Source organism: Mesorhizobium sp. M0306 (assembly GCF_040321655.1).
Classification (GTDB): domain Bacteria; phylum Pseudomonadota; class Alphaproteobacteria; order Rhizobiales; family Rhizobiaceae; genus Mesorhizobium.
On sequence record NZ_JAMYRY010000032.1, the window covers coordinates 1 to 24,704 of the forward strand.

A 24,704-nucleotide genomic window follows, 5' to 3' on the forward strand; every position below is an offset into this window, starting at 1 on the left:
TGATCAGACCAGATACCGTTCCCGATTCGAAGGCCATCCGTCGAAAGCGCTCGCGTCAACGTGCAGCGAAAATAGCGCTTACGTCAGGAACGCACAAACAATGGGGAAGCGGCATCGGCGCGACAGAGTTGCACGCCTATCCGAGGTCGAGAGGTCGTGTCCTGCGTCATATCGGTCGCGATGTTGAACTGGCTTGTGAACTTCTAATCCAGCACTCCAGCCTGCCAGTTGCTCTCTCTTTGCGGCCCCTCCCCGCGTGACCCCTTCAATGTTTGGTCAGGGTTTGGTCGACCTGGGCGGAAGCCCGCTCTTGATTGAGCGCGAACAGGCGGGCCAGGACCTCGTCATCTGACAAGTTGGCTGGCCACCCATAGGCCGCCGCCACGGCGTCATCCAGCGCCTTGTGAGCGTGCTGAAGCCATGCCGGTCGTTCATTGTAGAGATTGGTCAAGGTGCGTTGTGTGAGCTTTGTGGCCGCCTCCCCGCTCACAGGAAGAATGCGGTCGGGGTATCCGGGGATCACCTCGGGTTCACGCCTAATAAGGTCGGATGGTTTGAGCCAGTTCTCCCGAAGCTCGTTGAGCCGTTTCGCTGCTGCGGCTATGGCGATAGCACGGGGGTCTTCGGCATATTCGCCGGCGGGAATATTGGGGGTCAGACCTCTCGGGAAGGGAAACGTTTGAAAGGTGCGTGTGGCGTTGTACCTGCTCTGGTTCCCCTTTCCCATCCGATTGCCCTGAGCGCGCGACCAAAGCTGATGCGCTCGGGACGACAGGAGGCCGAAAGTGGTGTCGTCTTCCCGTGCTATGACGAATAGGCTGCCGCTGAATACCGCTCGCACATCTCCAAATATGAAGAGTAGGTGTTCGGAAGTCTCCGGAACGATAATGCACCTGCGTAGGCCCACTATCTTGGCCCGAAGGTCAGTCCTCGGGCGCTGCATTAGCCAATATCGGGCAAGTCGTTCCGTCTCCGTCGCGGCACTTACATCCTGCCCTTCGCGGTGTTCCTTGACCCGGAGCCTGACCCATTCAAAGGGAGCCTGATACAGACCTGCGTCAGTTTCTTCAGGATGCTCAGTGAAGTCGATGACCCATTCGTCCTCGGGTCTCGCGGTAACATCGTCATTCTGAAGAAACGGGCGCACCACATCTGAGTTTGGTCGGCCGTTCGCATTTTGAGGTTCTAACAGCAATTTTCGAGCTGAGGTGCCGTCCAATACAAAGGGTCCATTCAGCTTGACACCTTGGAACGCAAGATTGGCCATGTCACCAAGTCGCTCTGCACTTGCGAGGGCGGTTCCTTCCGTCAGGTCGGGATTAATAAGAGCTACCTCCGAGCCATTAAGTACCAGCTTCGTGGGGGAACGGGTGGCACATACGATAGACACCCGAACTTGCGCTCCATCCACAACCCATGGCTCATTTGTGGCCGCATAAGAGAGTTGAAGTTCGCTTGCTGACAGGGCTTCGCGAAAGACTTTGTTGCTCGCACCCTTGGCGATAGACTTCGTCGCAATCAAGCCAAATGCTTGCGCATTTCCTCGCATTACGGCCTGACCTGCCTTGTAGAACCAGTATGCAACCAAATCCGCAGAACCGCCCAACTTCCCCCTAAAAAGGCGATAGAGGGTGTCTGTATATCGATCGCCAAGTCCGCTTCTTGGTTCGCCTTTCTTCTGGGGGCGCCCTTTCCGAAAGAACTTCGATCCAAGAAATGGCGGATTTCCGATAATGACGTCCGCCTTAGGCCAAACTGCTTCTACCCAGCTCCCTCCGTCCTCACCGCTATCCGCCACCCACGTCATCAGAGCATCGCGACATTCGATTGTTTCCAGCGGCTTTAAGACCGGGTTTTGGCTCGCGGCGAAGCCATTTTTTAGCATCCACTGGATTTCACCAATCCAGACCGAAACTCTGGCCAGTTCGGCAGCGTAGGGATTGAGTTCGATGCCAAGGACATTCTCGGGTCCAGTTATCGGCGGTGGGACGATATGAGTGAAGTCAAAGGACGCTGACAGAGCCTCCATTTCGATAGCCGCCCGATGCTCAATGTCCTTTAGACATTTCAAGGACAGATAAAGGAAGTTGCCGGAGCCACATGCTGGGTCAAGAACGCGATAAGCGCGCAAGCGTACCAGGAATTTCTCGAACAGCGCGACAGCTTTACGACGTTCAACCTCCTCTTCGCGTCTCGACGACTGATACACCTTCCGAGCATCTCGTTGCCGCTCTGGAACCCGATTTCGAGCAGAAAACGCACGGGCGTAGTGCGCGGCTATTTGCGCCTTTGCTTCTTCCCATTCGGCCATTAGCGGCTCCGCGACCACCGGGTTTACGATCATCATGATCTTGTCACGGTCGGTATAGTGCGCACCAAGCTGGCTGCGCTTGTCAGGGTCCAGGCCGCGCTCAAAGAGTGTTCCGAGAATGGAAGGGTCAACGTCGCCCCAGTACTGCGAGGCGGCCCGATGGACCAGCTTGATCTCCTCTTTGGTTAGCGGGAATACAAGATCGTTGTCGAACAACCCTCCGTTGAACCATGCAACCTTCTCAAAGCCGATGCGGCCTCCGGGCGATCTCATCGCCAGGAATAGGGCACGGGCGAAGCTCTCGAACTCGGTCGGGTCTTCCAGCGCCCGATCCAACATGCGGGTGAAGATCATATCGGGCAGGAGCTTCACGTCCTCAGCGAACATGCAGAAGACCAGCCGATTGATGAAATGCGCTACCTGCTCAGGGGCGTGGCCACGCTCACGTAGCGAACGGGCAAGTCGGGCAAATTCTCCCGCGACCTCTTCGGTTAGCTCTTGGCGGGTCTTCTTAGGGCGTAAAGCCTCAGGATCAGAGAGCGCCGACTTCAGCCAGCCGAGTTTCTCGGGATTGCCAAGATCGGAAATGGCGATTTCATAAGTCTTAGAAACAGAGTTTGTCCAGTTGGTGTGAATACGGATGGTGGTGCCAATGTCCGACACGATGAGCAGAGGCGGGTTGTCCAAAGCGACCGCGTAACGTTGAAGCTGTGCAAACGCAGTATCGAGGTTGGCCTTCGTGCCCTTGTATTCCCACCCGAAGTGGTTGCGCTTGAATACGTCAGCAAACCCGTTGCCGCCCGTTGTCTTTGAAGCGCCGACCTCAAAGCCATAGTCTTGGCCTGTTGGGTCCGCGTCGGCGGGCGTGGGTTCGCCAAGCATATGGCAAAGGTCGAGGAAATGTTCATGGGCAGCTGCACGCTCCTTCAACTGAGAGTTCTGCCACTTGGCGATGAAGGTTTGCGGCGTCATTCTGTGGCGGCCTCCGATACGCTGGAGGGACCAGCGAGCGCCATCATAGGGGCTGTTTAGGCGTCATCAAGAGATCAAACACCGCTATGCTACGCCGCCAACCGACTGGCACAACCGATCTTGACTGTGAGATACACCGCTGCTACCCCTTGAGATACACCAAGGCGGCAGTCGCTTTGAGGAAGAGGTCGCACCAAGCGACTGTAAATAAAGGCTTTTCTGGCCTTGTGGTACCCGGTTCGATTTATCTAACTTGTCCGGCCCGGGGAGCCACCGCCTTTTCTACGCCAAGTCGCGATTTTGCACCCCGGCGTGCGATTTTTCCCTACTCTTCGATCTCGTAGTCCAGCTTCCAGAGTGGCAGAGCGTCGAGGACCGACGAATCCAAGCGTAGAATATCGGCCTCGCCCGCCCATGCCTATTCCTTGCAAGCCGCAATCTCAAGATCGGCGGCAGCCATGCGGAAATACCGACGATCGGCGGCTTCGCCGATCATCGGCTTCGCGCCTCGAAGCTGATCTTGCCAGAGCTTGACCAAGACCGCTCTGGTCGTGATCAATGCGCCACGCCGTCGGATGCGTGTAGGAGTCTCCAAGTCAGGCCGACGCGGCCGTCGAACTGGGATGCGAAATGTTCGGCGGCGACGCCTTCCAGCCATCATCGCCAAGAGCCTCGATGCTTCGTCGCATCAGCGCGTGCTGCATCTCGCGGGCGTGGGCCAGGTCTGTCTCTCTCATGATTTCCATGACGTGGTAGGCGACAACTGGCTGGCCGAGGCAAGACATGAGCGTGCTCGGTTCTGACGTCACTGCCGTAACTGCGTCTTCGATCTTCATTCAGGCGCTCCTCATCAAACATGATGCTGGCGCCTCCCCATGAGACGACGGTGTTCCGTCGTTTCTTTTTACAATTTCGACTGTCGCGCACGAGTGAAGGGACAAGTGCGCGAACAGGAGAATTACCCTCTGGTTCCAGTCTCCTTGAGCAACCTCGCTACCCAAATCAGTATGCTGCAAAATTGAATTAAAGGCGACCGGATAGTTAATCGATGGTTAATGGCGGCGCTCGCGTCTCAGGCGTTCGCACATGAAACATCGGGCAGGTCCGCCTTGCGCCTCATGTCGGCCATAGAGGCGAACTTTGCCTCCGCCCGGAAGCAGACATTGCAGTTGACCGCGCTGGAGGTCGTGGTCGCGCCAGCAGCCGAAATTGATTTCACAGCTTCTGAATGCCCGTTAACAGCGGCGAACCAGCTGTTCGCAACGCCAGGAAGATCGCCCTGCGGAAATGCAGTCCGCTAGCTTGCCGGCGACCTTCAAGAACTGCATCGCGATGCCTATGGCCTGGCACCAGGCTGCGGAACCAACGCCGACAGACACGCAGGCAACCCTTAGCCTGCAAGGGGCAACTCGGTGCACGAAGGGGCGACCATATCCCCGACGGAAACAACTTGAAGAAACGCTTCGCTACCCATAGCATGCCATCCCCTGGTGAAATCTGATCAGGAGGTCAGTGGGATCGGTCGGGTTTTAAGCCAGTGCAAGGTAGGGAGGATAATTATGGCTTCCGAAGTACAGGCAAACAACGGCGTTAACGTAGAGGCGCTGCTCGCCGCAAAAGAAGCGCTTACCAACGCCCCGGAGGCCGCGCAGTTCAAGTGGCGCGCGGCCTGCGAATGGAAGGATGGCACCCACAGCCACTCGACGGTCGAAAGCTTCTACGGTCTCGGCCAGGACCAGCATCGCAAGACCACCTTCGCATTCGATGCCGACCATCCGGAGGTCTTCGCTTCCCTGGATCAGGGCGCCACGCCTGTCGAATACGTGCTGGTCGGGCTGGCGAGTTGCCTGACCGCCGGCATCGCCGCGGTTGCCCAGAACCGGAACATCCAGTTGAAGTCGGTGAAGGCGACCATCGAAGGCGACATGGATATAGCGGGCATACTCGGCATCGACAGCGACGTCCGCAACGGCTTCAGCGGCATCACGGTGAAGTACAATATCGACGCCGACGCCAAGCCCGAGGACATCGAGGCTCTCGTCGCGCAGTCACAGAAGCGGTCGGCTGTCTATGACATTGTAACCAATCCGACGAACGTCACGGTCGTGGTGAATTGAAAGGCGCTTCGAGCCGTAGACTCTCCTGATGAGAGGGCGCGATTAGTTCCGTCACCACAGTGATCGTCGGTGCAGGGCACGCGGGGCTCGCGATGAGCCGCTGCCTCGCGGAGCGCTCTATCGACCATGTGCTGCTGGAGCGCGGCGAGATCGCCCATACCTGGCGCACCGAGCGATGGGATTCGTTGCGGCTGCTCACCCCGAACTGGCAGAGCCGGCTGCCGGGCTTCCGCTACGATGGCGACGACCCCGACGGCTACCGGACGATGCCTGAAGTGATCGACTTCCTCGGGAATTATGCCAAGGCGATCGCGGCTCCAGTCAGAACACATACGACCGTTACCTCGGTTCGCAGCGACGGGGCGGGATATCTCGTGCGCACGGACCGCGGCGAGTGGCGCTGCCGAACTGTCGTGCTGGCGTCGGGCGCGTGCAACATCGCACGCCTGCCCGATTTGGCCGTCCGCGTGCCGCCGTCGGTCGCCATGCTGACGGCACAGTCCTACCGCAATCCGGCTCAGGTCGCCGACGGCGGCGTGATGGTGGTGGGTGCCTCGTCGAGCGGCACCCAGATCGCACAGGAGCTGCAGCGTTCGGGGCGTCAAGTGACCCTGTCGGTGGGCGAGCACATCCGGGCGCCGCGCGTCTATCGCGGCAAGGACCTGGAGTGGTGGATGGACGCGGCCGGCGTGCTCGACGAGCGCTACGACGAGGTAGACGACATCAGACGGGCACGACGGGTTCCTTCGCTGCAGCTTGCCGGCACCCCCGACCGCACCACCCTCGACCTCAATGCGCTGGTCGACCTCGGCGTCAGACTCGTTGGCCGTCTCGCTGGCATCACCGAAGACGGCAAGGCCCAGTTTGCGGGGTCGTTGCGCAACATGTGCGCGCTTTCCGATCTCAAGATGGCCCGGCTGCTCGACCTCATCGACGAATGGGCGCGCGCCAACGGCCTTGACGCTACGGTCGGGCCGCCGGATCGCCTGCCGCCGACCCGTGTTGAGGACAACCCGCCGCTCGGCCTCGACCTTACCGGAGGTGCGATCAGGACGATCATCTGGGCCACCGGCTACCGGCCAGACTACTCCTGGCTGGAGTTGCCGGTCCTCGACCGCAAAGGCCACGTCCGTCACGACGGCGGCGTTGCGGAACATCCGGGCATGTACCTGATGGGGATGCAATTTCTGCGCCGCCGCAAGTCTGCGCTGATCGACGGCGCCGGCGACGACGCGCGTGATCTCAGCGACCATCTGGCATCTTACCTCAGGCACAAATCAATCAACGTCTAAGGCCAAGGAGGTCAGCTACCGCGACAACGCCGAATTCCGTGACCCTGCAATCATATTCCCAAGTGCAACTTCGGCTTCCAGAAGGGGCGGAACAACTCAATCTTGGGACAGCGGTTCATCACCACTTTCAAGCCCGCTTCCTCCGCCAACAGGGCGGCGGTGTCATCGCGCACCCCAATCTGACTCCACAGAACCTTGGCACCAATTGCGATGGCTTCCTGTGCAACTTCCAACAGGTCTTCGGAGCGGCGAAAAACCTCAACCATATCCACAGGCCGGTCGATGGCCGCCAGTGACGCGTACACCTTGAGCCCTCGAATTTCATCCAGACCTGGAGTGGGATTGACCGGGATCATGTCATAGCCGGTTTCGTGCAGAACCCTGAGAACACCATAGGAAAACTTGGTCTTGTCGGGGCTGGCCCCCACCATCGCAATGGTTTTGACCGACTTCAGAATGTCTTGCAGATAAGCCTCCGAATAGGGCTCATCATGATTCATATGGGTCATTTCTTTGTGTCCAACGGGGTCGCAATATCGGCTTTCAATTCATGTGCGGCCAAGGGATCTAGGAAGGGGTTGCGATAGAGCTTGTCGTGGCTTTCAACGCCGACCTCCAGCGTGCAGTCGCTCATAGGGCGGGCAACGCAGAGGATTATATAGCCATTGTTGATCTGGCGATTGTTCAGCGCCCGCTGGGCCTTTTGACTGACTTTGCCGCTGATTATCTTGGCCGCGCAGGTTATGCAGCCGCCATACTTGCACCCGTAGGGCAGGTCCACGCCCTGCTCGCGCAGGCTTTGCAAGAGGGGCTTGCGGTGATCGACCTCAAAGGCTGCACCGCCTTGGTTGGCGAGGGTGATGGTGAAGCTGGTCATACCCAGATGTCACTCGTGCAATCACCGCCGGGATAACGGGTTTCGTGGCAGCGGCTTGGTCCATTTGGTTCCTTGCCAAAATCGACGACAAATCGCGGATCAATTTCCATGCCGCCGTTTTCCGTATCGCAATTGACCATCAGCATGCATCCGCCATTGGTGCGGATTTCCGGATAGAACTGATTGTCCCAGGTCGAGAAGAGCGAGGTCGTCACATAAAGGCGCTTGCCGTCGAGGCTGAGCTGTATCATCTGAGGCCCACCAGTCACTTTCACGCCATTGATCTCGGGCGCACGGCCGAGAAGTCCGCCCATCCACACCTGTCCGGTGAGCTTGGCGTTGTGCGGGTCCGAGATGTCATATTGGCGGATGTCGCCATGCAACCAGTTGCACAGATAGAGGTGTCTATCGTCCATACTGAGCAGAATGACCGAGATCACGCCCGGTATCGGGATCGGCCATTCGGGATGCGGCTCATTGCCAACATCGACAATTTTTTCCCATTGCCAGTCACCCGCCGCATCCTTCCACCAATGGATGATGTTTGCAGAAAGGGCCGCGCCGACAAAGCCGTGACTGCTGTCGGGATTATGATGGAATCGCACTTCCAGTGGGAGCAAGCCATCTTCACCGAGATAGAATGTCTGCTTTGGTTCCTTCTTCTCAAAATCCCAGAAATGTATCTCTCGGCCATACTTCAGGTGGCCAACCTCCTCCAGGTCAAAACCAGGCATGAAGGTATTGGGCGCGGCCCATTCCGAACTGACCATCACGTTATGTCGCGGCTGGTACCAGAAATCATAACCAAACTTGATGCTGCCCATGGAGTTTTCCCAACGGCCGACAATCTCGAACTCCTTGTTGAGTTGCAAATAGCCGCCTGGGGCGTTGCCTTGAGCGTCGCCAAGCATGGAAATGATGATATCCGAGCCGAGGCAATGCACTGTGTGCGGCGCCGACAAGTTGGTCCTGGTTTTGATTTCAGCGCCGTCTATGACCTTGAACAGTGTCGGATTGCGGGGATCGGTTGCGCAATCGACAATATGCAGATTGGTCGAGCGCACACCCGGCACAATCAGATACTTGCGCTCCATGCTCGCATCGCCATGGCAGGACGAACAGGCATTCCAGCCCATGTGATGAAGCTCATCGCCAATACCCGGCATTTGCAAACGTGAAATCACTTGGCTGTAGGTCGAACTCTCCGGGTCGACATCAATGGTACACAAATAGTCCGGCTTCTGAATGCCCGTGCCAGTGTAGATGGCAATCGTATAGAGCAGCTTTTCGCGAGGTGCCCTCATCGCCTCTGCTGGAGAAGCATAGCCCGGTCCACAGCAATGATTGGTCATGGGTACTTCCCAATTTGAACAGATCACTGGCCAGCCCCAACGGGGGTCAAGCTGGAATGTTAGTGCATGCTTGGCATTAGCGCTATGGCCGGGGTGGCTGGTCAAGCGCGCGCACTGTGACGTACAACTGGGCGACAGAGCGTCCACGGGACTGTCCAACGCGAGCTGCTTATCCCGGCGGAACATTGGTGGGGCGATGGACGGCACGAGAGCGGCCGAAAACCGCGCCCAATCGACGCCCTCCCCGAAGGCCGGATTGGCGAGGTCATCGAAGCGGCGCGATCCTATGGCGCATTCGCCCCGCCTGAAGGTCAGGCCACCTTCAATGCAGCCGCTCGATACCGCCCGTAGCCGACCTTCACGAGCAGCCATTCCTCGCACATCTGGGAGAGATAGCACCGTGGGATGCCGATGTTGATGAGATCGCGGGTTCGCACCTCGCCGCGCTCTTGCGCCAGAGCAACGGCGCGATCCCGAAGCGACGGCGGCCGCCCACCTGCAAGGCCTAGTGCTTTTGCGCGGTCACGATCACGTTTTCGCATTTGATGCGGCTGTGGCGCGTCTCGGCGGAGCGCTATGGCGAACTCGTATTTCGCTGCTTCGTCGGTCCCGGGGAGCTAGCGCTCATTGTACGCTAAGGCGCGCTAGAACCAGCCGCGGCGCGCCCAGACTGCAATGCTGGCCGGGGAACGAGCGACATCGTCGGGAACAAGTCCCGTCTCATAAATCAGCACAACAGGTCGGCCGGGGCTAACTAGCTGACACTTGGTTGATCCCGGCATCAACCCAGGAACGTGTCTGTTCCAGCACCTCATCGGAAAACGCTGGGTCGTCAATCGCCCGGGCGAGGATCACTGCCCCCACCATCGCCGCAAAGCTTCCGATCGCCGCGCGGCGCCTGTCTGCCGCATCCAGCTCCGGCAACGCCTTGCCAATACGGTCGATCTGCGATCGAAGACCTTCGGTCATGGCCGAGCGCGCTGCCGGGGTTTGATGGCGGATGGCCGCGGCAAGGCCCGCCGTCGGGCAACCACCGGCGCAGTTGTCGCGATGCCGGGGTGAAAGATAGTCATCCACATAAGCGCGAAGACCGCGCCCTCCGCCTGTGTCCGCGGCGAGGACATGGGCAAGGGTCTGCGCAATCAGGTCGTCTTTCGAGTTGAAGTGACCATAGAAACCGCCATGGGTCAGCCCGGCGGCCTTCATCACCTCCGCCACGCTGACCGCATCGAACCCCTTGTCGCGAAACAGCCGGCTGGCAACCTCCAAAATCCGGCGACGGTTCTCCGCCATCTGCTCTCGGCTGACCTTCATTTAAAAATTCTCCGCCGGCTCCGTTGACATTTACATGATGGTCATCATATTTATCTGCAATCATGATGACCGTCATGATTATAAGTTCCTGCAGAGAAAAGAGCAATCCCATGACCGCCATTCCGTCAGTCCTCATCACCGGCGCCTCCACCGGCATCGGAGCTTCCTATGCCGATCGCTTTGCGCGCCGCGGCCACGACCTCGTGCTGGTTGCCCGCGACACGGCACGAATGGAGGCGCTGTCGGCGCGCCTGCGTCAGGAGACCGGCGTGGCGATCGACATCGTCCAGGCTGATCTCACGCAGCCCACCGATCTTGCAACGGTGGAGACGAGGCTGCGCGACGACGCCCGCATCGGGATCCTCGTCAACAATGCCGGAACGGCCATCGGCGGAAGCTTCATCGAGCAGAGCACGGATGACGTTACACGGCTCGTAGCGCTCAACACGACCGCCCTTCTGCGGCTTGCCAGTGCCATCGCCCCGCGCCTTGCGGCGGCGGGCGAAGGCGCGATCGTCAACATCGGCTCCGTGGTCGGCCTGGCGCCGGAGTTCGGCATGACGGTCTACGGCGCAACCAAAGCCTTCGTGCTGTTTCTGTCGCAGGGACTCAGCCTCGAGCTCGCGCCGAAGGGTGTATACGTCCAGGCCGTGCTTCCCGCCACGACGCGAACGGAGATCTGGGAACACGTCGGCGCCGACGTCAACACGCTTTCCAACGTGATGGAGGTGGACGATCTGGTTGATGCGGCGCTGGTCGGATTCGACCGCCGCGAACCGGTGACCATCCCGCCGCTTCCCGATGCCGGGCAGTGGGACGCGCTTCAGGCCGCGCGCCAGGCCATGCTTCCAAACTATCGGAACGAACATCCCGCCGAGCGGTACCGCACGGTCGCCTGAGCACCAACGAAGCCATTTCGATAAACGACCCCGCCGCAGCGGGGACAAACAAAGGTGACCTATGACGAGCACAACGCTGTTTGAGCCCTATACTCTCGGCTCGCTAACCCTCTCCAATCGTATTGTGATGGCGCCCCTGACGCGCAATCGCGCTGGACCGGGCTTCGTTCCAGGCGATCTCGCCGCGGAGTATTACGGCCAGCGCGCGTCGGCCGGCTTGCTGATTTCCGAGGCCACGCAGATCTCGCGGCAGGGACAAGGTTACCAGGACACGCCAGGCATCTACTCCCAGGCTCAGATCGACGGCTGGCGCAAGGTCACGACCGCCGTGCACGCCAAGGGCGGACGGATTTTCCTGCAGCTCTGGCATGTCGGCCGCGTCTCGCACGTCGACCTACAGGAGAACGGGGCGGCGCCGGTTGCGCCGTCGGCGATCCGGGCCCAGACCAAGACGTTCGTCAACAATGGCTTCGTCGACGTCTCGGAGCCCCGCGCGCTGGAGTTCGAAGAGGTTTCTGGGATCGTGAACGACTTCCGGCAAGGGGCAGCTAACGCCATTGAGGCCGGTTTCGATGGCGTCGAGATTCACGGTGCCAACGGCTATCTGCTGGACCAGTTCGCCAAAGACAGCGCCAATGTCCGCACCGATGCTTATGGCGGCTCGGTCGAGAACCGCGCCCGTCTGATGCTGGAGGTTGCGGCTGCGGTGGTCGAGGAGATCGGCGCCGCGCGCACCGGAATCCGGATCTCGCCCGTATCGCCCGCCAATGGCGTTTCGAGCAGTGATGCTCAGGCACAGTTCGACTATATCGTCGATCAAATCGATGCCTTGGGCATCGTCTACATTCATGTCGTCGAGGGCGCCACGGCCGGGCCGCGCGATGTCGTACCGTTCGACTTCGGATCGCTCCGCCGGCGCTTCAACAACACCTATATCGCCAACAACGGCTATGATCTCGACCTCGCGACGTCGCGGCTGGCCGAGGACAAGGCCGACCTGTTCGCCTTCGGCCGCCCCTTCATCGCCAATCCCGACCTTGTGGAGAGGCTTGAGACCCGCGCACCGCTGGCGGCCGTCGACCCGGCTACGATCTATGGCGGGGGCGCCGCGGGCTATACGGATTATCCCGCCATCGCAGCCGCAAGCAGCCACTGATCCCTTCGGCGCCGCATTTTGGTGCGGCCCCGACCCTTCTGCGCTGTCTGCGATAGTGGATCGCAAGCTGGCAAGCATTAAGCGCGCGGATGCCATGGAAGTCCGCGATCACATGGATCACATGCTTGACGGTCGCAAAGCGTCTTCGGTAGATCGCTACTTGAACGTAGTTCGCGCGGTCATCAACCACGCCATAAGAGACTTTGACCTATCTGGCGTCACCAATCCCTTCATGAATTTGGAGGCCGCGTCGAAGGACAAGGCCGAGCCCGACAAGGACAAGCGCCGTCCTTTCACCTTGGACGAGGTCACCGCCATAACCGCCCGCATCTCGTACCATGCCAAGGCGGACCTTCAACACATTTGGACAATTCTGAATGGCACCGGCTGCCGCCTCGCTGAGGTGTCGGGCCTGCGGGTGACGGACGTACACCTTGACCACGCGATTCCGCACTTAGGTGACCCCAGGTCGTTGGGTCTTGAGAAAGGCCGGCCGGTGGCAGCAGTGGTCAGTTTCCTGCAATGCTAGATCGGTAGGTTCATTTCGGAAGTTGACGCTCTGCTCCCCGGACCTGGATGGCGAAGTAGAGCTGGTCGCCAGCGAACGCCAGTGCGCGATGGCGGCCAGCTGGTCTGAGCGTTATCTCTTCATGCACTGCCCGGAGCCGCCGGGATCGCAGACTTCTCCTACACCGCAATCGAAATCGCGTGTGCAGGCGGGCGGCGACAAGGGCGGGGCGAGGACGATATAAGGTGTATGGACCTTGTCGCCAGGCGGCACGAAAGCCGGCGCTCGCTCGCCTGCGTCACCGAGCGTGCGGATATAGAGATAGAGCGACTTCTTGTCCTCATCGCTCATCGCCCGTACATTATACCCTGGCATCGGTGGATAAGTCCCAAGGCCTCGAAGATATGAAACGAAGCCGTCGGCTGTGAGGTCGACGGCCGTCAGTCGTAGGTTTGCCGCATAGCTGGTTCCCCACGGACCCTGAAAGCCGAGTGCATTTCCCTTGAGAGCCTTGGCCGGATCGATCTTGCCGCCACTTTCGCTATATCCTTCGGTGTGGCAATCGTGGCAGCCGCCGATGATGGAGATGTAGAGTCCTCGCTCGACCGAAGGTTCCCCTGCCGCCGGCGCGGCATTGAGAGCAAGCGCGGCAATGCGCATCAACCAATATGCACGCATCGCATTCCCCTTGCTTGGTGCCATAGAGCTCGAGCGATGTCCATCAGATGACCGGCTTGTTGGGACTGAGTCTGTCGCAAACTCGTACCGGTTGCAACACCGGGTGATGATAGTTCGTGTCGTCTACGCGCTTCAATTGGGAATGGAGAAAGACCGATCAGCAAGCTGCAGCCGCCTGAACCATGGCAGTGATCGCCCACGTCTTCATGATCCGGCGCCTCGCCCAAATCCTGGGCCAGGATGAAGACCCGCTGTGGGACCTGTCGGACCAGCTCGAGCCTGAGGATGGTAAGTTGTGGGTCTACGATATCGATGGAATCGCAACCCCTGCCTTTAGCGACTTCGGCATCGAGGCCCTTCGCGAAATCATTCGAGACTAGTCGACAGCTAGTTGTCCCCTCAAATCCGGCACGCCGCGGTCCCTACCGGATGCTTACGGTCTTGACGTTGACCGGAGGGGAGAACCAATGGGTAGCCATGACACCTACTACTCAGGGGAGAGATACATCTTGGCCTCCTTAGCGGCAGCCTCAAATGCCTTTCGTATCAGATGAGGGTCAATCGGATCGCCCTCCACAGCCGACAGGCAGAGGGTCACCGCCTTGTGCCAGCAAGGTCCTCTCCGGGTCCACGTCTTTAGCTGCTCAAGGGCTGCCCTCGCATTGTTGCAGCCATGCCTATCACCGGACGCAGTCCTTACGAACACAGGAGGGACGAACCAATGGGTTGCCATGAGGGGAATCTAGAGCGGGACGAGCCTGCCGACCAACCCAGTTGTAGTCCGCAATAATGGAACAACGCAGGCGCTTTGTAGTTTAGAAATCGCGGCGGTCGATTCTTCGTGGATGCAGCCGCCTGCTGGGTCCGTCGCCTTTCTCACGAGCGGCGGGCCTCCACCTTATGGAGGGACTAACGTCCCCTGCTCCTTAGCGGCAGCCAGGAATGCCTTGCGGGCCTCCTCGGGTTCCATCTGGTCGGAAATCACGGCGATGCAAACGCGCACCGCGAGGTCCCACTGAAGGCCATGGTTGGTCCACTTCAGGAGTTCCTCAGCGGCTGCTTCAGCGTTGCTGACCTTGCGCGTCGAACCGCTACCCTCGGTCCTTACAGGGACCGGCGGGGAGAACCAATGGAGCGCCATGCAGTCACTCTTTGTCGGCCCGATCAAGTTCCTGCAGCAAATGCCTTTGCTCAGCCGGCAGCTCCTGTTCTACAGGCAGATTTAGCATGGCGCGAAGGTAATTGCGGATTACCTCTGAAGTGATCCACCGCCGCACAACTTCGGCAACAACTTCCTGTCTGGCTTTATCGATTTCGACCACGTTCAGGCCTACATGCTTAATAGGGCCGAACCCCCCTCGCGAGCGGATTTGTTCCTTAGAGGGCGGGGAATGTTTGGTACAAAAACCCGAGGGGGTGATCGGATAACTGGGTCGCGCGAGGAACCCCCGTACCCCCTCCGTTTCCCTTACGGCGCCGGTGGGCACAGCCTTGCTATGTACCCTTGGCAGCGTCCTCGATCAGTTCGGCTATTAAGGTGCGGACCCGTAGGTCGGACCTATCCCCTATGTTTCCCACATCTTTCGTCACCATCCCCGGCGAAGATACGGACACCGCCCCGCTCACCTTAACGTTGACCGTAAAGGTTCTTCTAGGCGCCTTCTCCAATTCTCGCTTACTGTAGATCTGGAAACGAATCGACGGGGTTAAAGCTTTGACCTGCCGGCGTGGCGCGGTGTCTATGTCGACAGCCACCTCGCCTGCCACGTCAGCCTTGGCCGCCTCCAGCGATGCAATCACGACGTCCTTTAGCCAAGCCTTTGCTTGCTCGCTGAAGTCCGCCATGGGGGCATCTCGCTTCCCCATCGCCGCGCCGCCGACGGGCTCCTCCTGCTGACGGCGAGCTTCCTTCCCGCGCTCAAGGGCTTCTTTAAACTTTGCCATCCCTGTTGCTCCGATTTGTCATCAGGCCACCCCCGTCAGATCGGCTATGCCGCCCTCCCATTCACTAGAACGCGCGTAGTCGGGGTACGTTGCGTTGGGGAGCCTTTGGGTTCGCCGCTATTCAGCGTCACGCGGCGGCCGATGGACAGCGAAGCAGGTTTCGAGGGTGCTGGAGAGGGTATCGGGCTGATTGTTTGACGGAACTGGCTTTGCGTTGTCGTCTGTGCCTATGAAGCAGCTCGCTCACCAGCTGGTTGCAATTTGCCGTTGGCGCAACTTTCTGATGTGAATAACCCGGCCACTAGCTATGAAGGCGATTTCCGCGCCTTCGCGTGGACCGGTCGCCTGGAAGAAGGTGACCTTGCTTTCGGGCTCCAGCGTTACGATCTCGCGCAGATCAGCACCGGCGATCGTAGCTTCGCGCACGAAGTGGGTCGCGCCCTCCTCCACGACGTCGCAACGGGTGCAGAGGCCTGCGGGCAGGAACAGGCGGGCATCGCGCGCCTTCAGTTCCAGGCCCTGCCATATCTGCGCACGGGTCAGCTTGGTCTCGCCTCCGGGATTCACAGGAACGGTAGCTGTCGAGTAAATCATGATGTGTCTCCTGGACAGAAGGTCGGTGGTGGGGCTCAGCCGGCAATTGCGGCCGCATAGTCGCGATAGGAGCGCAACGGCCGGCCCAGCAGCGCGGTCAGCCGATCGACATCGCCGGCATCGGGGACCATGCCGTCCGTGAGGAAACGCTCGGCCATCAGGCGCATGTCGAGCGCCATCCAACTCGGCATGAACTGCCGCAGGTTCTGCTCGAACCCGGCGGTGTCGTCGCCCGGATACGCGATCTGGCGTCCGAGGACGTCCGTCCAGATGGCCGCGACATCCGCGCCGGTCAGCGTGTCAGGGCCGACCAGGTTGATGCGGTCGAACGGGAGCGGCGCTGCGGCCTGCTCGCGGCGGATGAGTTCGATCGCGGCGATCTCGCCGATGTCCCGCGCGTCGATCATGGCGACGCCCTTGGCTCCGATCGGCATCGGATAGATGCCGTAGCCGGTCACCACGTCCTTGATCGTGATGTCGTTGTCCATGAAGTAGGCGGGCCGCAGGATGGTGGCGTTGAGCCCCATCTGTTCGATCATCCGCTCGACGCCGAACTTGCCGGCAAAATGCGGCACGTTGACGTAGAGGTCGCTGTGGATCACCGACAGGTAGACGATCCGCTCGATGCCGGCCTCGCGGGCAGCGGCCAGCGCTACCAGCGCCTGGGTGAATTCGTCGGCCACCACCGCGTTCAGCAGGAAAAGGGTGGAGATGCCGGAGAAAGCTCTGCGCAGGGAATCGACGTCGAGCAGGTCGCCCTGCACGACATCTACGCCAGCGGGGAAATTGGCCTTGGAGGGATCGCGAACCAAAGCGCGCACATTGGCGCCACGCTTCACGAGCTGTTCGACTACGTTGCGGCCGACATTGCCGGTCGCGCCGGTAACGAGAATGGTCATGGGGTTACTCCTGAGTTGAGCCGTATGGCATCCCAGAAAATTAGTGATCCACATTTGTGTCGGTAGGCGTTATATCTGGACACGCCGTCCCACAGGTGGAACACATGGATCTACTTGCCCTTGCTGATTTCAATCTGGTCGCCCGCCACGGGGGCTTCGGTAAGGCCGCGCGCGCTGCCGGGCGCCCGAAGGCCACCTTGTCCCGACGCGTGGCGGAGCTGGAGGCGAGTCTCGACTTACGGCTGTTCGAGCGCGGCGCGCGCGCGCTGAAGCTGACGGAGGAAGGACGTGCGCTTTTCGAGCGCGCGGGCCGGCTGCTGTCCGAGCTCGAAGAGACCGCGGCGGCGATCGCCTCAGGCGGCGAAAGGCCGCGAGGCAGGTTGCGGATCAGCGCCCCAGTGCTGTTCTCACAGACCGCGATGGGGAAGATCGCTGCCGGCTTCGCCCTGAAATACCCGGAGGTAAGGCTCGAGGTCACGACGGAAGACCGCGCCGTCGACATGATCGAAGAGGGATTTGATCTGGTGATCCGGGTCAATCCGGATCCGGATGAGAGCCTCGTCGGGCGAGCCTTTCTGCGTGACCGACTGGTGGTCGTGGCAAGTCCTCACCTCTCCCGGCCGGCGGAGGGTCTGGCGACCCCGGCCGTCATGCGTTCGACAGCCGATCGAAGGGCTTGGGCGGTGAAGACGCCCGCTGGCCGGTCAACAATCGCGATCGAGCCGGTCCTTGTGCTGTCGTCACTCATCATGGTCCGGGATGCGGTGCGAGCGGGCGTCGGCGCGGCACGCCTGCCGATGTCGCTGGTGAGCCATGATCTGGCGGACGGAACGCTGGTACATTGGGGGGATCTCGATCGACCCGACATCGCCCTGTGGACACTCTATCCCTCTCGGCGGCTGCTGAGCGCCCGCGTCTCCGCATTCATCGACCATCTGAAGCAGGCCTTTCCAATGGGGACGCCTGACGAGCTGGCCGCCTATATCGGCAAATGACGCCCAGGAAGCTGGTTAAACTCAGTTGATGCCTTATGCGAGGCACAAGGAAAGCAGTTGCCGTACTTTCTTGGTGGGTGCGTTATTCGAAATATCTTCCGCGAACGCGACATTTTTTAACGGCAACCGACTCCGCGAACTGTGCCATCGTCACCACTGCTGACGGCCGGCTGTGTATGGGTATTGAGAGCGCCACCGACCGCATTCCCTTCCCTCTTCGTGGACCAAAAGTGTTCGTTCGAATGATGCTTTTCCGTTGCCATAAGCGCAAGGTTTTGGTCAGCCAGCACAGGGCCTCCTCTTAAGCTCGCTGGCCGTCAAGGCCCAGCGGCCTCTAGCTGCCAGTCCCCCCGCAACCAAGCCGCTGGGTCGCATCGCCAAGGGCGAAGCTTGCAGGCCGCGTATATATTAGCAACATCTTGACTAGGGCACCGTCCGCTCCAGACTCAAGTGTATGGCGCGGGGCATTGGCATCGGTGACGTGGTTGCGATCACGGCCACGGTACGTAGGCGGGTCGCCGACGACCGTATCAGCGTCTCAATCCTTCCTACAACTTCCCGCATTCGAGCGTGGACAGCAAGTCCAAGGTCAAGCGAGGCCAGCAGATAGAGCTTGCCGGCGAGATCACGCGCATAGACGAGGAAGGCGGCAAGGTGACCCTCGACATGGGACCGCTGGTGACGGTCGATATTGATAAGGTCAGGCTGGCCGAGAAGTACAGGCCGCGGAAGCGCAAGAAGCCGCTGCGTTACATGGTGGATTAGCGGACAACAAACAGGGGAATTCAGAGATTCCCGGTGTCGATCTAGACTCCAGGAATGGAAACGACGTTTGACGATCTTGCCAGCGCGATCAGGGGCCCCGTGCAGACGTTTGGGGAGCCGTCCGCGTCTTGGCCATCGATCTGGCCGGGAAGCTTCTAATGGGGCCCTGCCATCGGCGTTGGCACTGGATTGGCGCTGGCCGGCTAGATCGCTAACCCGCAAGATTCCACCCGGGCGCGGATTGCGCCCACGATCGCCAACTTGGCTTTATTCAGCCTTGAGGTTAATCACCCGCATCACGGCGACCACTGTCCCGTTGTTCGTAGCAGCCTCCTTCGTGCTACCCTTGCCGCAGCTCCATACATCGCCTTCCTTGGCTGTGAACTGCATATCCCCGGCCGTGACCTGCAGCTCGCCTTCAGTGACCGTGCAGACCATATCGTCGGCCATGACATCCCCCAGCGGGCTAGATCCCTTTGGCTGATACACGACGTCTTCCATCGCGATTTTCTTGTACCCCTTGATATGGGAGTCTCGCGTTCCCAGTTCGACGAGCCGAACGCCGGGAAAAATCTCTTTGCCATCAGTCGGACCGTAGGTCTTGGCCGCTGCCGGAGTCGGCAATGCAACCAATAGCGGGGTTGACAACGAGGTGGCACCAAGGGCGAGAGCATTACGTCGATTCATCTTCATAACATTATCCTCCCTGAGTTAGTCCGCCCACAACTGGGCGAACCTGATATTTTACGCGCCCGTGCAGCCAAATAGTCAAAACACAATTGAGCAGCCGATGCTCAGTATGGCCACCACGCCAGCGCAAGCGCGACGCCAGCGGAAACGATGAACGCGAGCCAAGGCGCAATCATTCCAATGTGCCTCGTGGTCATGGCAAGTCCTCACCTCGCCCGGCCGGCGGAGGGTCTGGCGACCCCGGCCGTCATGCGTTCGACAGGCGATCGAAGGGCTTGGGGGATCGAGCGGTCGTAGGTCGTGCAAGCCCTTCCGCCGCAAATCTCAAACGCGCGTTTTTTGCTTTCGGCGCATGGCAGCGTCTTTCCCCCGGAATCGCCCGCCCTATTTCGTCTCGACAGGTGGGCGGCTGCTTGCTGGACGAGTCCTTGCGGCGAGTACGGCATGTGCTTCGAGGTACCCCACATGAACTTCCACGATCGGCACCTATTGAGGTTGCGGGTGAACGGAGAGGATCACAGCCTTTCCGATCTCGATCCCCGCGTCACGCTGCTCGACCTGCTGCGCGAGCGGCTTCATCTGACCGGAACGAAAAAGGGATGCAATTTCGGCGAGTGCGGCGCCTGCACGGTGCATCTCGACGGGCGGCGTGTGAATGCCTGCATGATACTTGCCGTGTCCGCCGAGGGACGCGAGGTCACGACGATCGAAGGCCTGGCAAACGGCGATGCGCTTCATCCCGTGCAGCAGGCGTTCATCGATCATGATGGTTTCCAGTGCGGATTCTGCACGCCCGGCCAGGTGATGTCGGCGGCGGCGCTGATTGAGGAGGGACATACCGGCTCCGATGCCGAGATCCGCGAGTGGATGAGCGGCAATCTGTGTCGCTGCACCGCCTATCCGCAAATCGTCGAGGCGGTGCGCGCGGCGGCCGGGAGGGTGAGCCAATGACCCCATTCGTCTATGCGCGCGCCGACAGCCTGGGTGAAACGATCGCGGCAGGTGCTGAGCCCGACAGCGCCTTTCTCGCCGGCGGCACCGAATTGCTCAACTGGCTGCGCCTTGGAATTGCCGGGCCGGCGCGGATCATCGATATCTCCCGCCTCGACGGGCTGAATCAGATCGAGGCACTGCCCGGCGGCGGCCTGACGATCGGCGCGCTGACGCATCTCAACGACGTCGCGCAGCATGCGCTGGTCATGCGCGATTATCCGGTGTTGAGCCAGGCGATCCTCAACGCGGCGTCGCCGCAGCTGAGAAACCTCGCAACGATAGGCGGCAATCTGCTACAGAAGACGCGCTGTGCCTATTTCCGTGCCGAAGAGCAACTGCCGTGCAACAAACGTCAGCTCGGCTCCGGCTGCTCGGCATTGCATGGCATCAACGACAATCACGCGATATTCGGTTGGACCAAGGATTGCGTCGCCACCCAGCCATCCGACCCGGCGGTGGCGCTGGCGGCACTCGATGCGGTGGTCGTCACCGCGCACCGCAGCGGCGGCCGGCGCATTCCGGCAGCCGAATTCCACCTGCTTCCCGACACGCGGCCCGAGGCAGACAATGTGTTGCAGCAAGGCGAACTGATCACGGCAATCGAGCTGCCGGCGCCGGCGCCGCGATCGGCCTACCTCAAGGTGCGCGAGCGCGAATCCTACGAATATGCCATCGTCTCTGCCGCCGCTGTGCTGGAGATGGACGGCCAAACCATCCGTCGGGCGGCCCTGGCGCTGGGATCCGTCGCGCTGCGGCCGTGGCGGCTGAGCGCCGCCGAGGAGCAGCTCGCCGGTGCCGAAATCGGCGATCGCGGGGCGTTGACCACCGCTATCGAGCAATCCTTCGCCGAAGCGCGTCCCTTGTCGCAGAACGCCTACAAGATCGAACTGGCCAAGACCGCCGCTTTACGGGCGATCGAAAGAGCAGCGAGGACGCCGTCATGATGATCAGCCAGCCTGTTGCCCGCCCTGACGGCCGCGTCAAGGTTACCGGCCGCGCCCGCTATGCGGCCGACTATTTTGCTTCCGATCTGCTCCATGCAGTGCTGGTGACCGCGCCCGTTCCCGCCGGCCGCGTGACGTCGATCGTGGTAGACGACGCGCTCGCCGAAGAAGGCGTCGTGCGTGTGCTCACGCATGAGGACATGCCCAGATTCGGCCGGTTCGCATCGCCGAGGGCCGAGCCCGATACGCAGATGCAGCAGGCCGAAGGCCCGCCGGCGGCGCAGAGCTTCATGCCCATGCAGGGCAACGAGATACGTCACGAGGGTCAGCCGCTTGCCATTGTGCTGGGCGAGACGCTGGAGGCGGCGGAGGCCGGCGCCCGCCGCGTCGCATTGCGCTACGAGTTCGCCGAGCCGGAATTGCCGGCACCGCCGGAGTGGACCGCCATCGACAAGGCTGCGGTCGTGCCGAGGGAGAGTGGCTTCCTGTTCCTGGAGCCGACGTTTACGAAGGGCGAGGTCGACCGCGGGCTTAGCGACGCGGCCGCCACGGTCGAAGCCGTCTACCTGCAGCCGTCGCGCCATCACAACGCCATGGAGCCCTCGGCGACACTCGCTGAGTGGAACGACGGAGAGCTGACGCTGCACGACGCCACGCAGCATGTCTATGGTGTCCGCCAGGTGCTTGCCGCCCGTTTGAACGTCCCGGCCGAGAAGGTCCGCGTGATTTCCCGCCATACCGGCGGCGGCTTCGGCGGCAAGGGTTGGATCTGGCCGCATCAGGTGCTGGCCGCCGCCGCGGCGCGCATCGTGCAGCGCCCGGTCAGGCTGGCACTCAGCCGCGCCAATGCCTATTCCTGCCTCGGCTACCAGCCGCGCATGGCACAGAAGATCGTGCTGGCGGCGGACAGGTCGGGCAAGCTGACCGCCGTGCAACAGGACGTGGTCAACCTGACAACCGTGACCGACGATTTCGTCGAGTTCGCCACCGAGGCCTCGAAGGGTCTCTACGCCACGCCGGCCATGCGTCTCAGCCAGCGCGTCGAGCGCGCAAACGTCGCCATGCCGACGGCGCTGCGCGCGCCGGTCGAGGGTCCGGGTACCTGGGCCCTCGAAAGCGCGATGGACGAGCTCGCCCACCGCCTGGGCGTCGATCCGCTCGACCTGCGTCTAATCAATCATGCGGACACGGATCCGGCCACCGGCCAGCCCTGGTCATCGAAGAAGCTGCGCGAGGCCTATGAGGAAGGCGCCCGCCTGTTCGGCTGGCGCGAGCGCCCGCGCAAGCCACAAAGCGACGGCGATTGGCTGATCGGCTGCGGCATGGCGACCTGTAGCATGGGCTGTTTCCGCCACCCGACGCCTGCAGCCGAGGTCAGGCTGCACAGGGACGGCACGGTGCTCATCCGCACCAGCACCCAGGACATAGGAACCGGAACACTCACCATCTTTCCGCAGATCGCAGCCGACGTGCTGGGCCTGCCGATGGAGAAGATCGAGTTGGAAATGGGCGATACACAGCTGCCGGAGGCGGGTCCGACCTATGGCTCGTCGTCGACCATGGGGGTGGGCGCGGCGGTGCTCGCAGCCGCCGAAGATGCACGTTCGCAGCTTGCCCGTCTTGCCAATCTGCTGCCGGACGAGGTCGAGATGCAAGACGGCAAGATTCGCTGCAAAGGCGCTGCCGGCGGTCAGACGATCGCCGATGTTATGAGCCATACCGACATCGGCGAGATCATCGGCTCCGGCTCGTTCGATCCGGCGCAGCATGGCAAAGGTCTCGCCATGCGCACTTTCGGCGCGATCTTCATGGAGGTCGGTGTCGATCCGGGGCTCGGCCTGCTCAGGCTTCGTCGCGCCGTCGGCAGCTACAGCGCCGGCCGCATTGTCAATCCCCGCACCGCACGCAGCCAGATGACGGGCGGCATCATCTGGGGCTGGGGCATGGCGGCGATGGAGCAGAGCAGGCACGAACCAGTGCTTGGACGGTTCCTGTCGAAGAACCTTTCCGGGGTCGCCATTCCGGTCAACGCCGACATTCCCGGCGATATCATAATCCACTTCGTCGACGAGGTGGACGAGCATGCCAGCCCGATTGGCGGCAAAGGCATCGGCGAGCTCGGCGCCACCGGCGTTGCCGCTGCGGTGGCCAATGCCGTCTTCGACGCTACAGGCAAGCGGATCCGGGAGTTGCCGATCACGCCGGAAAAACTGCTGTAGAAGGACCGGCCCGCGGAAGCGTCTGCTCGACGAGGTTGACGTAATAGCGCATCACCGTCGGCACGATCTCGTCGTTGAAGACGTAGCGGTCGCCGTGCAGGCCTTCGCCCGGGCCGACCTCGTCGGCACCGATCCACACATAACAGCCGCTCGCCTCACGGATCATGAAAGCGAAGTCCTCGCAGCCGAGACTGGGACTGACCTCGGTCATGACATTCTCCCGGCCAACGACGGATGCCGCCGCCTCGACGGCGTAGGCCGTCGCGTCCGCCGTATTGATCAGCGGCGGGTAGCCCTTCCTGTAGTCGAGGCTTGCCTTGAGCGAATGCGCGGCGGCAATACCTTGTGCGATCTCGCCGATCAGCCTCTCGCAATGGTCGGAAAGGCCGTGCTCGAAGAAGCGGCAGGTGCCTTGCAGCCAGACCTTGCCCGGCACGATGTTGCCGACATTGCCGCCATGGATCTGCGTGATGCTGACGACAAGCGCGCTTTGCGGGTCGACCGAGCGGCTGACGATGCGCTGGACGGCCTGCACGAAGGCGCCCGCGGCCAGGATCGGATCGTCGCCGAGCTGCGGCATCGCGGCATGCGCGCCAAGACCCTCGAAGGTCAGTTCGAAATTATCGACGGCCGCCATTTGCGCACCAGCGCGGGCGGCGATCGTCCCCAGCCTGACGCCCGGCCAGTTGTGGACCGCATAGACCGCCTCGACCGGAAAGCGCTTGAACAGGCCGTCCTCGATCATGCGCATACTGCCGCCCTCGTTCTCCTCGGCCGGCTGAAAGATGAAAGTGACGGTGCCGTCGAAGGTGCGGGATTGACTGAGCAGTCTGGCGGCGCCGAGCAGCATGGCGGTGTGGCCGTCATGGCCGCAGGCGTGCATCACGCCCTCTTGCCTCGAAGCATAGGGCAAGCCGGTTTTCTCCAGCACCGGAAGCGCGTCGAGCTCGGCGCGAAGGCCGATGGCGCGCGCGCCGCCACCGCTGCGCAGGACACCGACGACGCCGGTGCCGCCGATCCCTTCATGCACTTCCTCGAGGCCGAAGGAGCGTAGCTTCTCTGCAACGAAACGCGCCGTTTCGTATTCATTGAATCCGAGCTCCGGATTGGCATGGATATGGTGTCGCCAGCCTATGACGTCTGGTGTCAGCGCGGCGATGGGGTCATTATGCAGCATGATGCCTC

Annotated in this window: 25 protein-coding genes and 1 pseudogene; 11 read left to right on the forward strand and 15 right to left on the reverse strand. The window is 61.1% G+C overall.

Features of this window, described 5'->3' with window-relative positions:
- Positions 1-265: 265 nt before the first annotated feature.
- Positions 266-3,283, reverse strand: coding sequence for a class I SAM-dependent DNA methyltransferase (locus NKI95_RS28655; protein ID WP_352721001.1), 3,018 nt, complete (start codon positions 3,281-3,283; stop codon positions 266-268).
- A gap of 596 nt (positions 3,284-3,879) precedes the next feature.
- On the reverse strand, positions 3,880-4,119 hold the full coding sequence (locus NKI95_RS28660; RefSeq protein ID WP_352721003.1) for a hypothetical protein: 240 nt from the start codon (positions 4,117-4,119) through the stop codon (positions 3,880-3,882).
- Between the two features lie 723 nt (positions 4,120-4,842).
- Between NKI95_RS28660 and NKI95_RS28665 the strand changes: the two genes are divergently transcribed.
- Positions 4,843-5,400: an OsmC family protein gene (locus NKI95_RS28665; protein WP_095205037.1), complete on the forward strand. Its 558-nt coding sequence runs from the start codon at positions 4,843-4,845 to the stop codon at positions 5,398-5,400.
- Positions 5,401-5,459: 59 nt separating this feature from the next.
- Positions 5,460-6,692, forward strand: coding sequence for an NAD(P)-binding domain-containing protein (locus NKI95_RS28670; protein WP_352721004.1), 1,233 nt, complete (start codon positions 5,460-5,462; stop codon positions 6,690-6,692).
- 50 nt (positions 6,693-6,742) lie between these two features.
- On the opposite strand, the gene NKI95_RS28675 is transcribed toward NKI95_RS28670, so the two are convergent.
- From NKI95_RS28675 to NKI95_RS28690, 4 genes are all read right to left on the reverse strand, one after another.
- Positions 6,743-7,192, reverse strand: coding sequence for a CoA-binding protein (locus tag NKI95_RS28675; protein ID WP_352666082.1), 450 nt, complete (start codon positions 7,190-7,192; stop codon positions 6,743-6,745).
- Positions 7,193-7,197: 5 nt separating this feature from the next.
- The gene (locus tag NKI95_RS28680) at positions 7,198-7,569 is read right to left on the reverse strand and encodes a 2Fe-2S iron-sulfur cluster-binding protein (RefSeq protein WP_352469284.1); all 372 of its coding nucleotides are present in this window, start codon (positions 7,567-7,569) and stop codon (positions 7,198-7,200) included.
- The gene (locus tag NKI95_RS28685) at positions 7,566-9,293 is read right to left on the reverse strand and encodes a selenium-binding family protein (RefSeq protein WP_352721005.1); all 1,728 of its coding nucleotides are present in this window, start codon (positions 9,291-9,293) and stop codon (positions 7,566-7,568) included. The genes NKI95_RS28680 and NKI95_RS28685 overlap by 4 nt, the downstream gene beginning before the upstream one ends.
- 378 nt (positions 9,294-9,671) lie before the next feature.
- Positions 9,672-10,235 carry a TetR/AcrR family transcriptional regulator gene (locus tag NKI95_RS28690; RefSeq protein ID WP_292662551.1) on the reverse strand — a complete coding sequence of 188 codons (564 nt, stop codon included), beginning with the start codon at positions 10,233-10,235 and terminating at the stop codon, positions 9,672-9,674.
- 110 nt (positions 10,236-10,345) lie between these two features.
- Between NKI95_RS28690 and NKI95_RS28695 the strand changes: the two genes are divergently transcribed.
- The 3 genes from NKI95_RS28695 to NKI95_RS28705 all read left to right on the forward strand — a co-directional run bounded on the left by NKI95_RS28695 (position 10,346) and on the right by NKI95_RS28705 (position 12,819).
- Positions 10,346-11,134 carry an SDR family NAD(P)-dependent oxidoreductase gene (locus NKI95_RS28695; RefSeq protein WP_352721006.1) on the forward strand — a complete coding sequence of 263 codons (789 nt, stop codon included), beginning with the start codon at positions 10,346-10,348 and terminating at the stop codon, positions 11,132-11,134.
- A 61-nt stretch (positions 11,135-11,195) separates the two neighbouring features.
- Positions 11,196-12,290 carry an alkene reductase gene (locus NKI95_RS28700; RefSeq protein ID WP_352721008.1) on the forward strand — a complete coding sequence of 365 codons (1,095 nt, stop codon included), beginning with the start codon at positions 11,196-11,198 and terminating at the stop codon, positions 12,288-12,290.
- 55 nt (positions 12,291-12,345) lie between these two features.
- Positions 12,346-12,819 (forward strand): site-specific integrase, encoded by a 474-nt coding sequence (locus NKI95_RS28705; protein WP_352721009.1) that lies wholly within the window; start codon positions 12,346-12,348, stop codon positions 12,817-12,819.
- 111 nt (positions 12,820-12,930) lie between these two features.
- On the opposite strand, the gene NKI95_RS28710 is transcribed toward NKI95_RS28705, so the two are convergent.
- Complete coding sequence (locus NKI95_RS28710) at positions 12,931-13,476, reverse strand: hypothetical protein (protein WP_352468752.1); 546 nt, start codon at positions 13,474-13,476, stop codon at positions 12,931-12,933.
- A gap of 182 nt (positions 13,477-13,658) precedes the next feature.
- On the opposite strand from NKI95_RS28710, the gene NKI95_RS28715 reads away from it, so the two are divergent.
- Complete coding sequence (locus NKI95_RS28715; protein WP_352721010.1) at positions 13,659-13,856, forward strand: hypothetical protein; 198 nt, start codon at positions 13,659-13,661, stop codon at positions 13,854-13,856.
- 107 nt (positions 13,857-13,963) lie between these two features.
- Here NKI95_RS28715 and NKI95_RS28720 read toward each other — a convergent pair whose 3' ends face one another.
- The 6 genes and pseudogenes from NKI95_RS28720 to NKI95_RS28745 form a co-directional block, all read right to left on the reverse strand.
- Positions 13,964-14,209 (reverse strand): DUF982 domain-containing protein, encoded by a 246-nt coding sequence (locus tag NKI95_RS28720; RefSeq protein ID WP_352721011.1) that lies wholly within the window; start codon positions 14,207-14,209, stop codon positions 13,964-13,966.
- A 165-nt stretch (positions 14,210-14,374) separates the two neighbouring features.
- Positions 14,375-14,617 carry a DUF982 domain-containing protein gene (locus NKI95_RS28725; protein ID WP_352468750.1) on the reverse strand — a complete coding sequence of 81 codons (243 nt, stop codon included), beginning with the start codon at positions 14,615-14,617 and terminating at the stop codon, positions 14,375-14,377.
- A 4-nt stretch (positions 14,618-14,621) separates the two neighbouring features.
- Positions 14,622-14,798 (reverse strand): hypothetical protein, encoded by a 177-nt coding sequence (locus NKI95_RS28730; protein ID WP_352721013.1) that lies wholly within the window; start codon positions 14,796-14,798, stop codon positions 14,622-14,624.
- A 172-nt stretch (positions 14,799-14,970) separates the two neighbouring features.
- Positions 14,971-15,420, reverse strand: a complete 450-nt coding sequence (locus tag NKI95_RS28735; RefSeq protein ID WP_352721015.1) for a hypothetical protein — start codon at positions 15,418-15,420, stop codon at positions 14,971-14,973.
- A 315-nt stretch (positions 15,421-15,735) separates the two neighbouring features.
- A pseudogene (locus NKI95_RS28740) lies at positions 15,736-16,014 on the reverse strand (AtaL-like protein); the annotation flags it as partial.
- Between the two features lie 35 nt (positions 16,015-16,049).
- Positions 16,050-16,913, reverse strand: coding sequence for an SDR family oxidoreductase (locus NKI95_RS28745; protein WP_352721017.1), 864 nt, complete (start codon positions 16,911-16,913; stop codon positions 16,050-16,052).
- Positions 16,914-17,017: 104 nt separating this feature from the next.
- On the opposite strand from NKI95_RS28745, the gene NKI95_RS28750 reads away from it, so the two are divergent.
- Together NKI95_RS28750 and NKI95_RS28755 are read left to right on the forward strand one after the other, a co-directional pair.
- Positions 17,018-17,908, forward strand: coding sequence for a LysR family transcriptional regulator (locus NKI95_RS28750; protein WP_352721019.1), 891 nt, complete (start codon positions 17,018-17,020; stop codon positions 17,906-17,908).
- A 570-nt stretch (positions 17,909-18,478) separates the two neighbouring features.
- On the forward strand, positions 18,479-18,673 hold the full coding sequence (locus tag NKI95_RS28755; protein ID WP_352721021.1) for a hypothetical protein: 195 nt from the start codon (positions 18,479-18,481) through the stop codon (positions 18,671-18,673).
- Positions 18,674-18,940: 267 nt separating this feature from the next.
- Here the strand turns inward: NKI95_RS28755 and NKI95_RS28760 are convergent, their stop codons facing one another.
- Positions 18,941-19,366 (reverse strand): hypothetical protein, encoded by a 426-nt coding sequence (locus tag NKI95_RS28760; RefSeq protein ID WP_023720037.1) that lies wholly within the window; start codon positions 19,364-19,366, stop codon positions 18,941-18,943.
- Positions 19,367-19,828: 462 nt separating this feature from the next.
- On the opposite strand from NKI95_RS28760, the gene NKI95_RS28765 reads away from it, so the two are divergent.
- From NKI95_RS28765 to NKI95_RS28775, 3 genes are read left to right on the forward strand one after another with little or no spacing between them, the layout of a single operon-like run.
- Positions 19,829-20,314, forward strand: a complete 486-nt coding sequence (locus NKI95_RS28765) for a (2Fe-2S)-binding protein (protein WP_352721088.1) — start codon at positions 19,829-19,831, stop codon at positions 20,312-20,314.
- Complete coding sequence (locus NKI95_RS28770; protein ID WP_352721023.1) at positions 20,311-21,300, forward strand: FAD binding domain-containing protein; 990 nt, start codon at positions 20,311-20,313, stop codon at positions 21,298-21,300. The genes NKI95_RS28765 and NKI95_RS28770 overlap by 4 nt, the downstream gene beginning before the upstream one ends.
- The gene (locus NKI95_RS28775; protein WP_352721025.1) at positions 21,297-23,519 is read left to right on the forward strand and encodes a xanthine dehydrogenase family protein molybdopterin-binding subunit; all 2,223 of its coding nucleotides are present in this window, start codon (positions 21,297-21,299) and stop codon (positions 23,517-23,519) included. Before NKI95_RS28770 ends, NKI95_RS28775 begins: the two co-directional genes overlap by 4 nt.
- Here the strand turns inward: NKI95_RS28775 and NKI95_RS28780 are convergent.
- Complete coding sequence (locus tag NKI95_RS28780; RefSeq protein ID WP_352721027.1) at positions 23,497-24,696, reverse strand: amidohydrolase; 1,200 nt, start codon at positions 24,694-24,696, stop codon at positions 23,497-23,499. The two genes, NKI95_RS28775 and NKI95_RS28780, sit on opposite strands and share 23 nt — an antisense overlap.
- Positions 24,697-24,704: the final 8 nt, after the last annotated feature.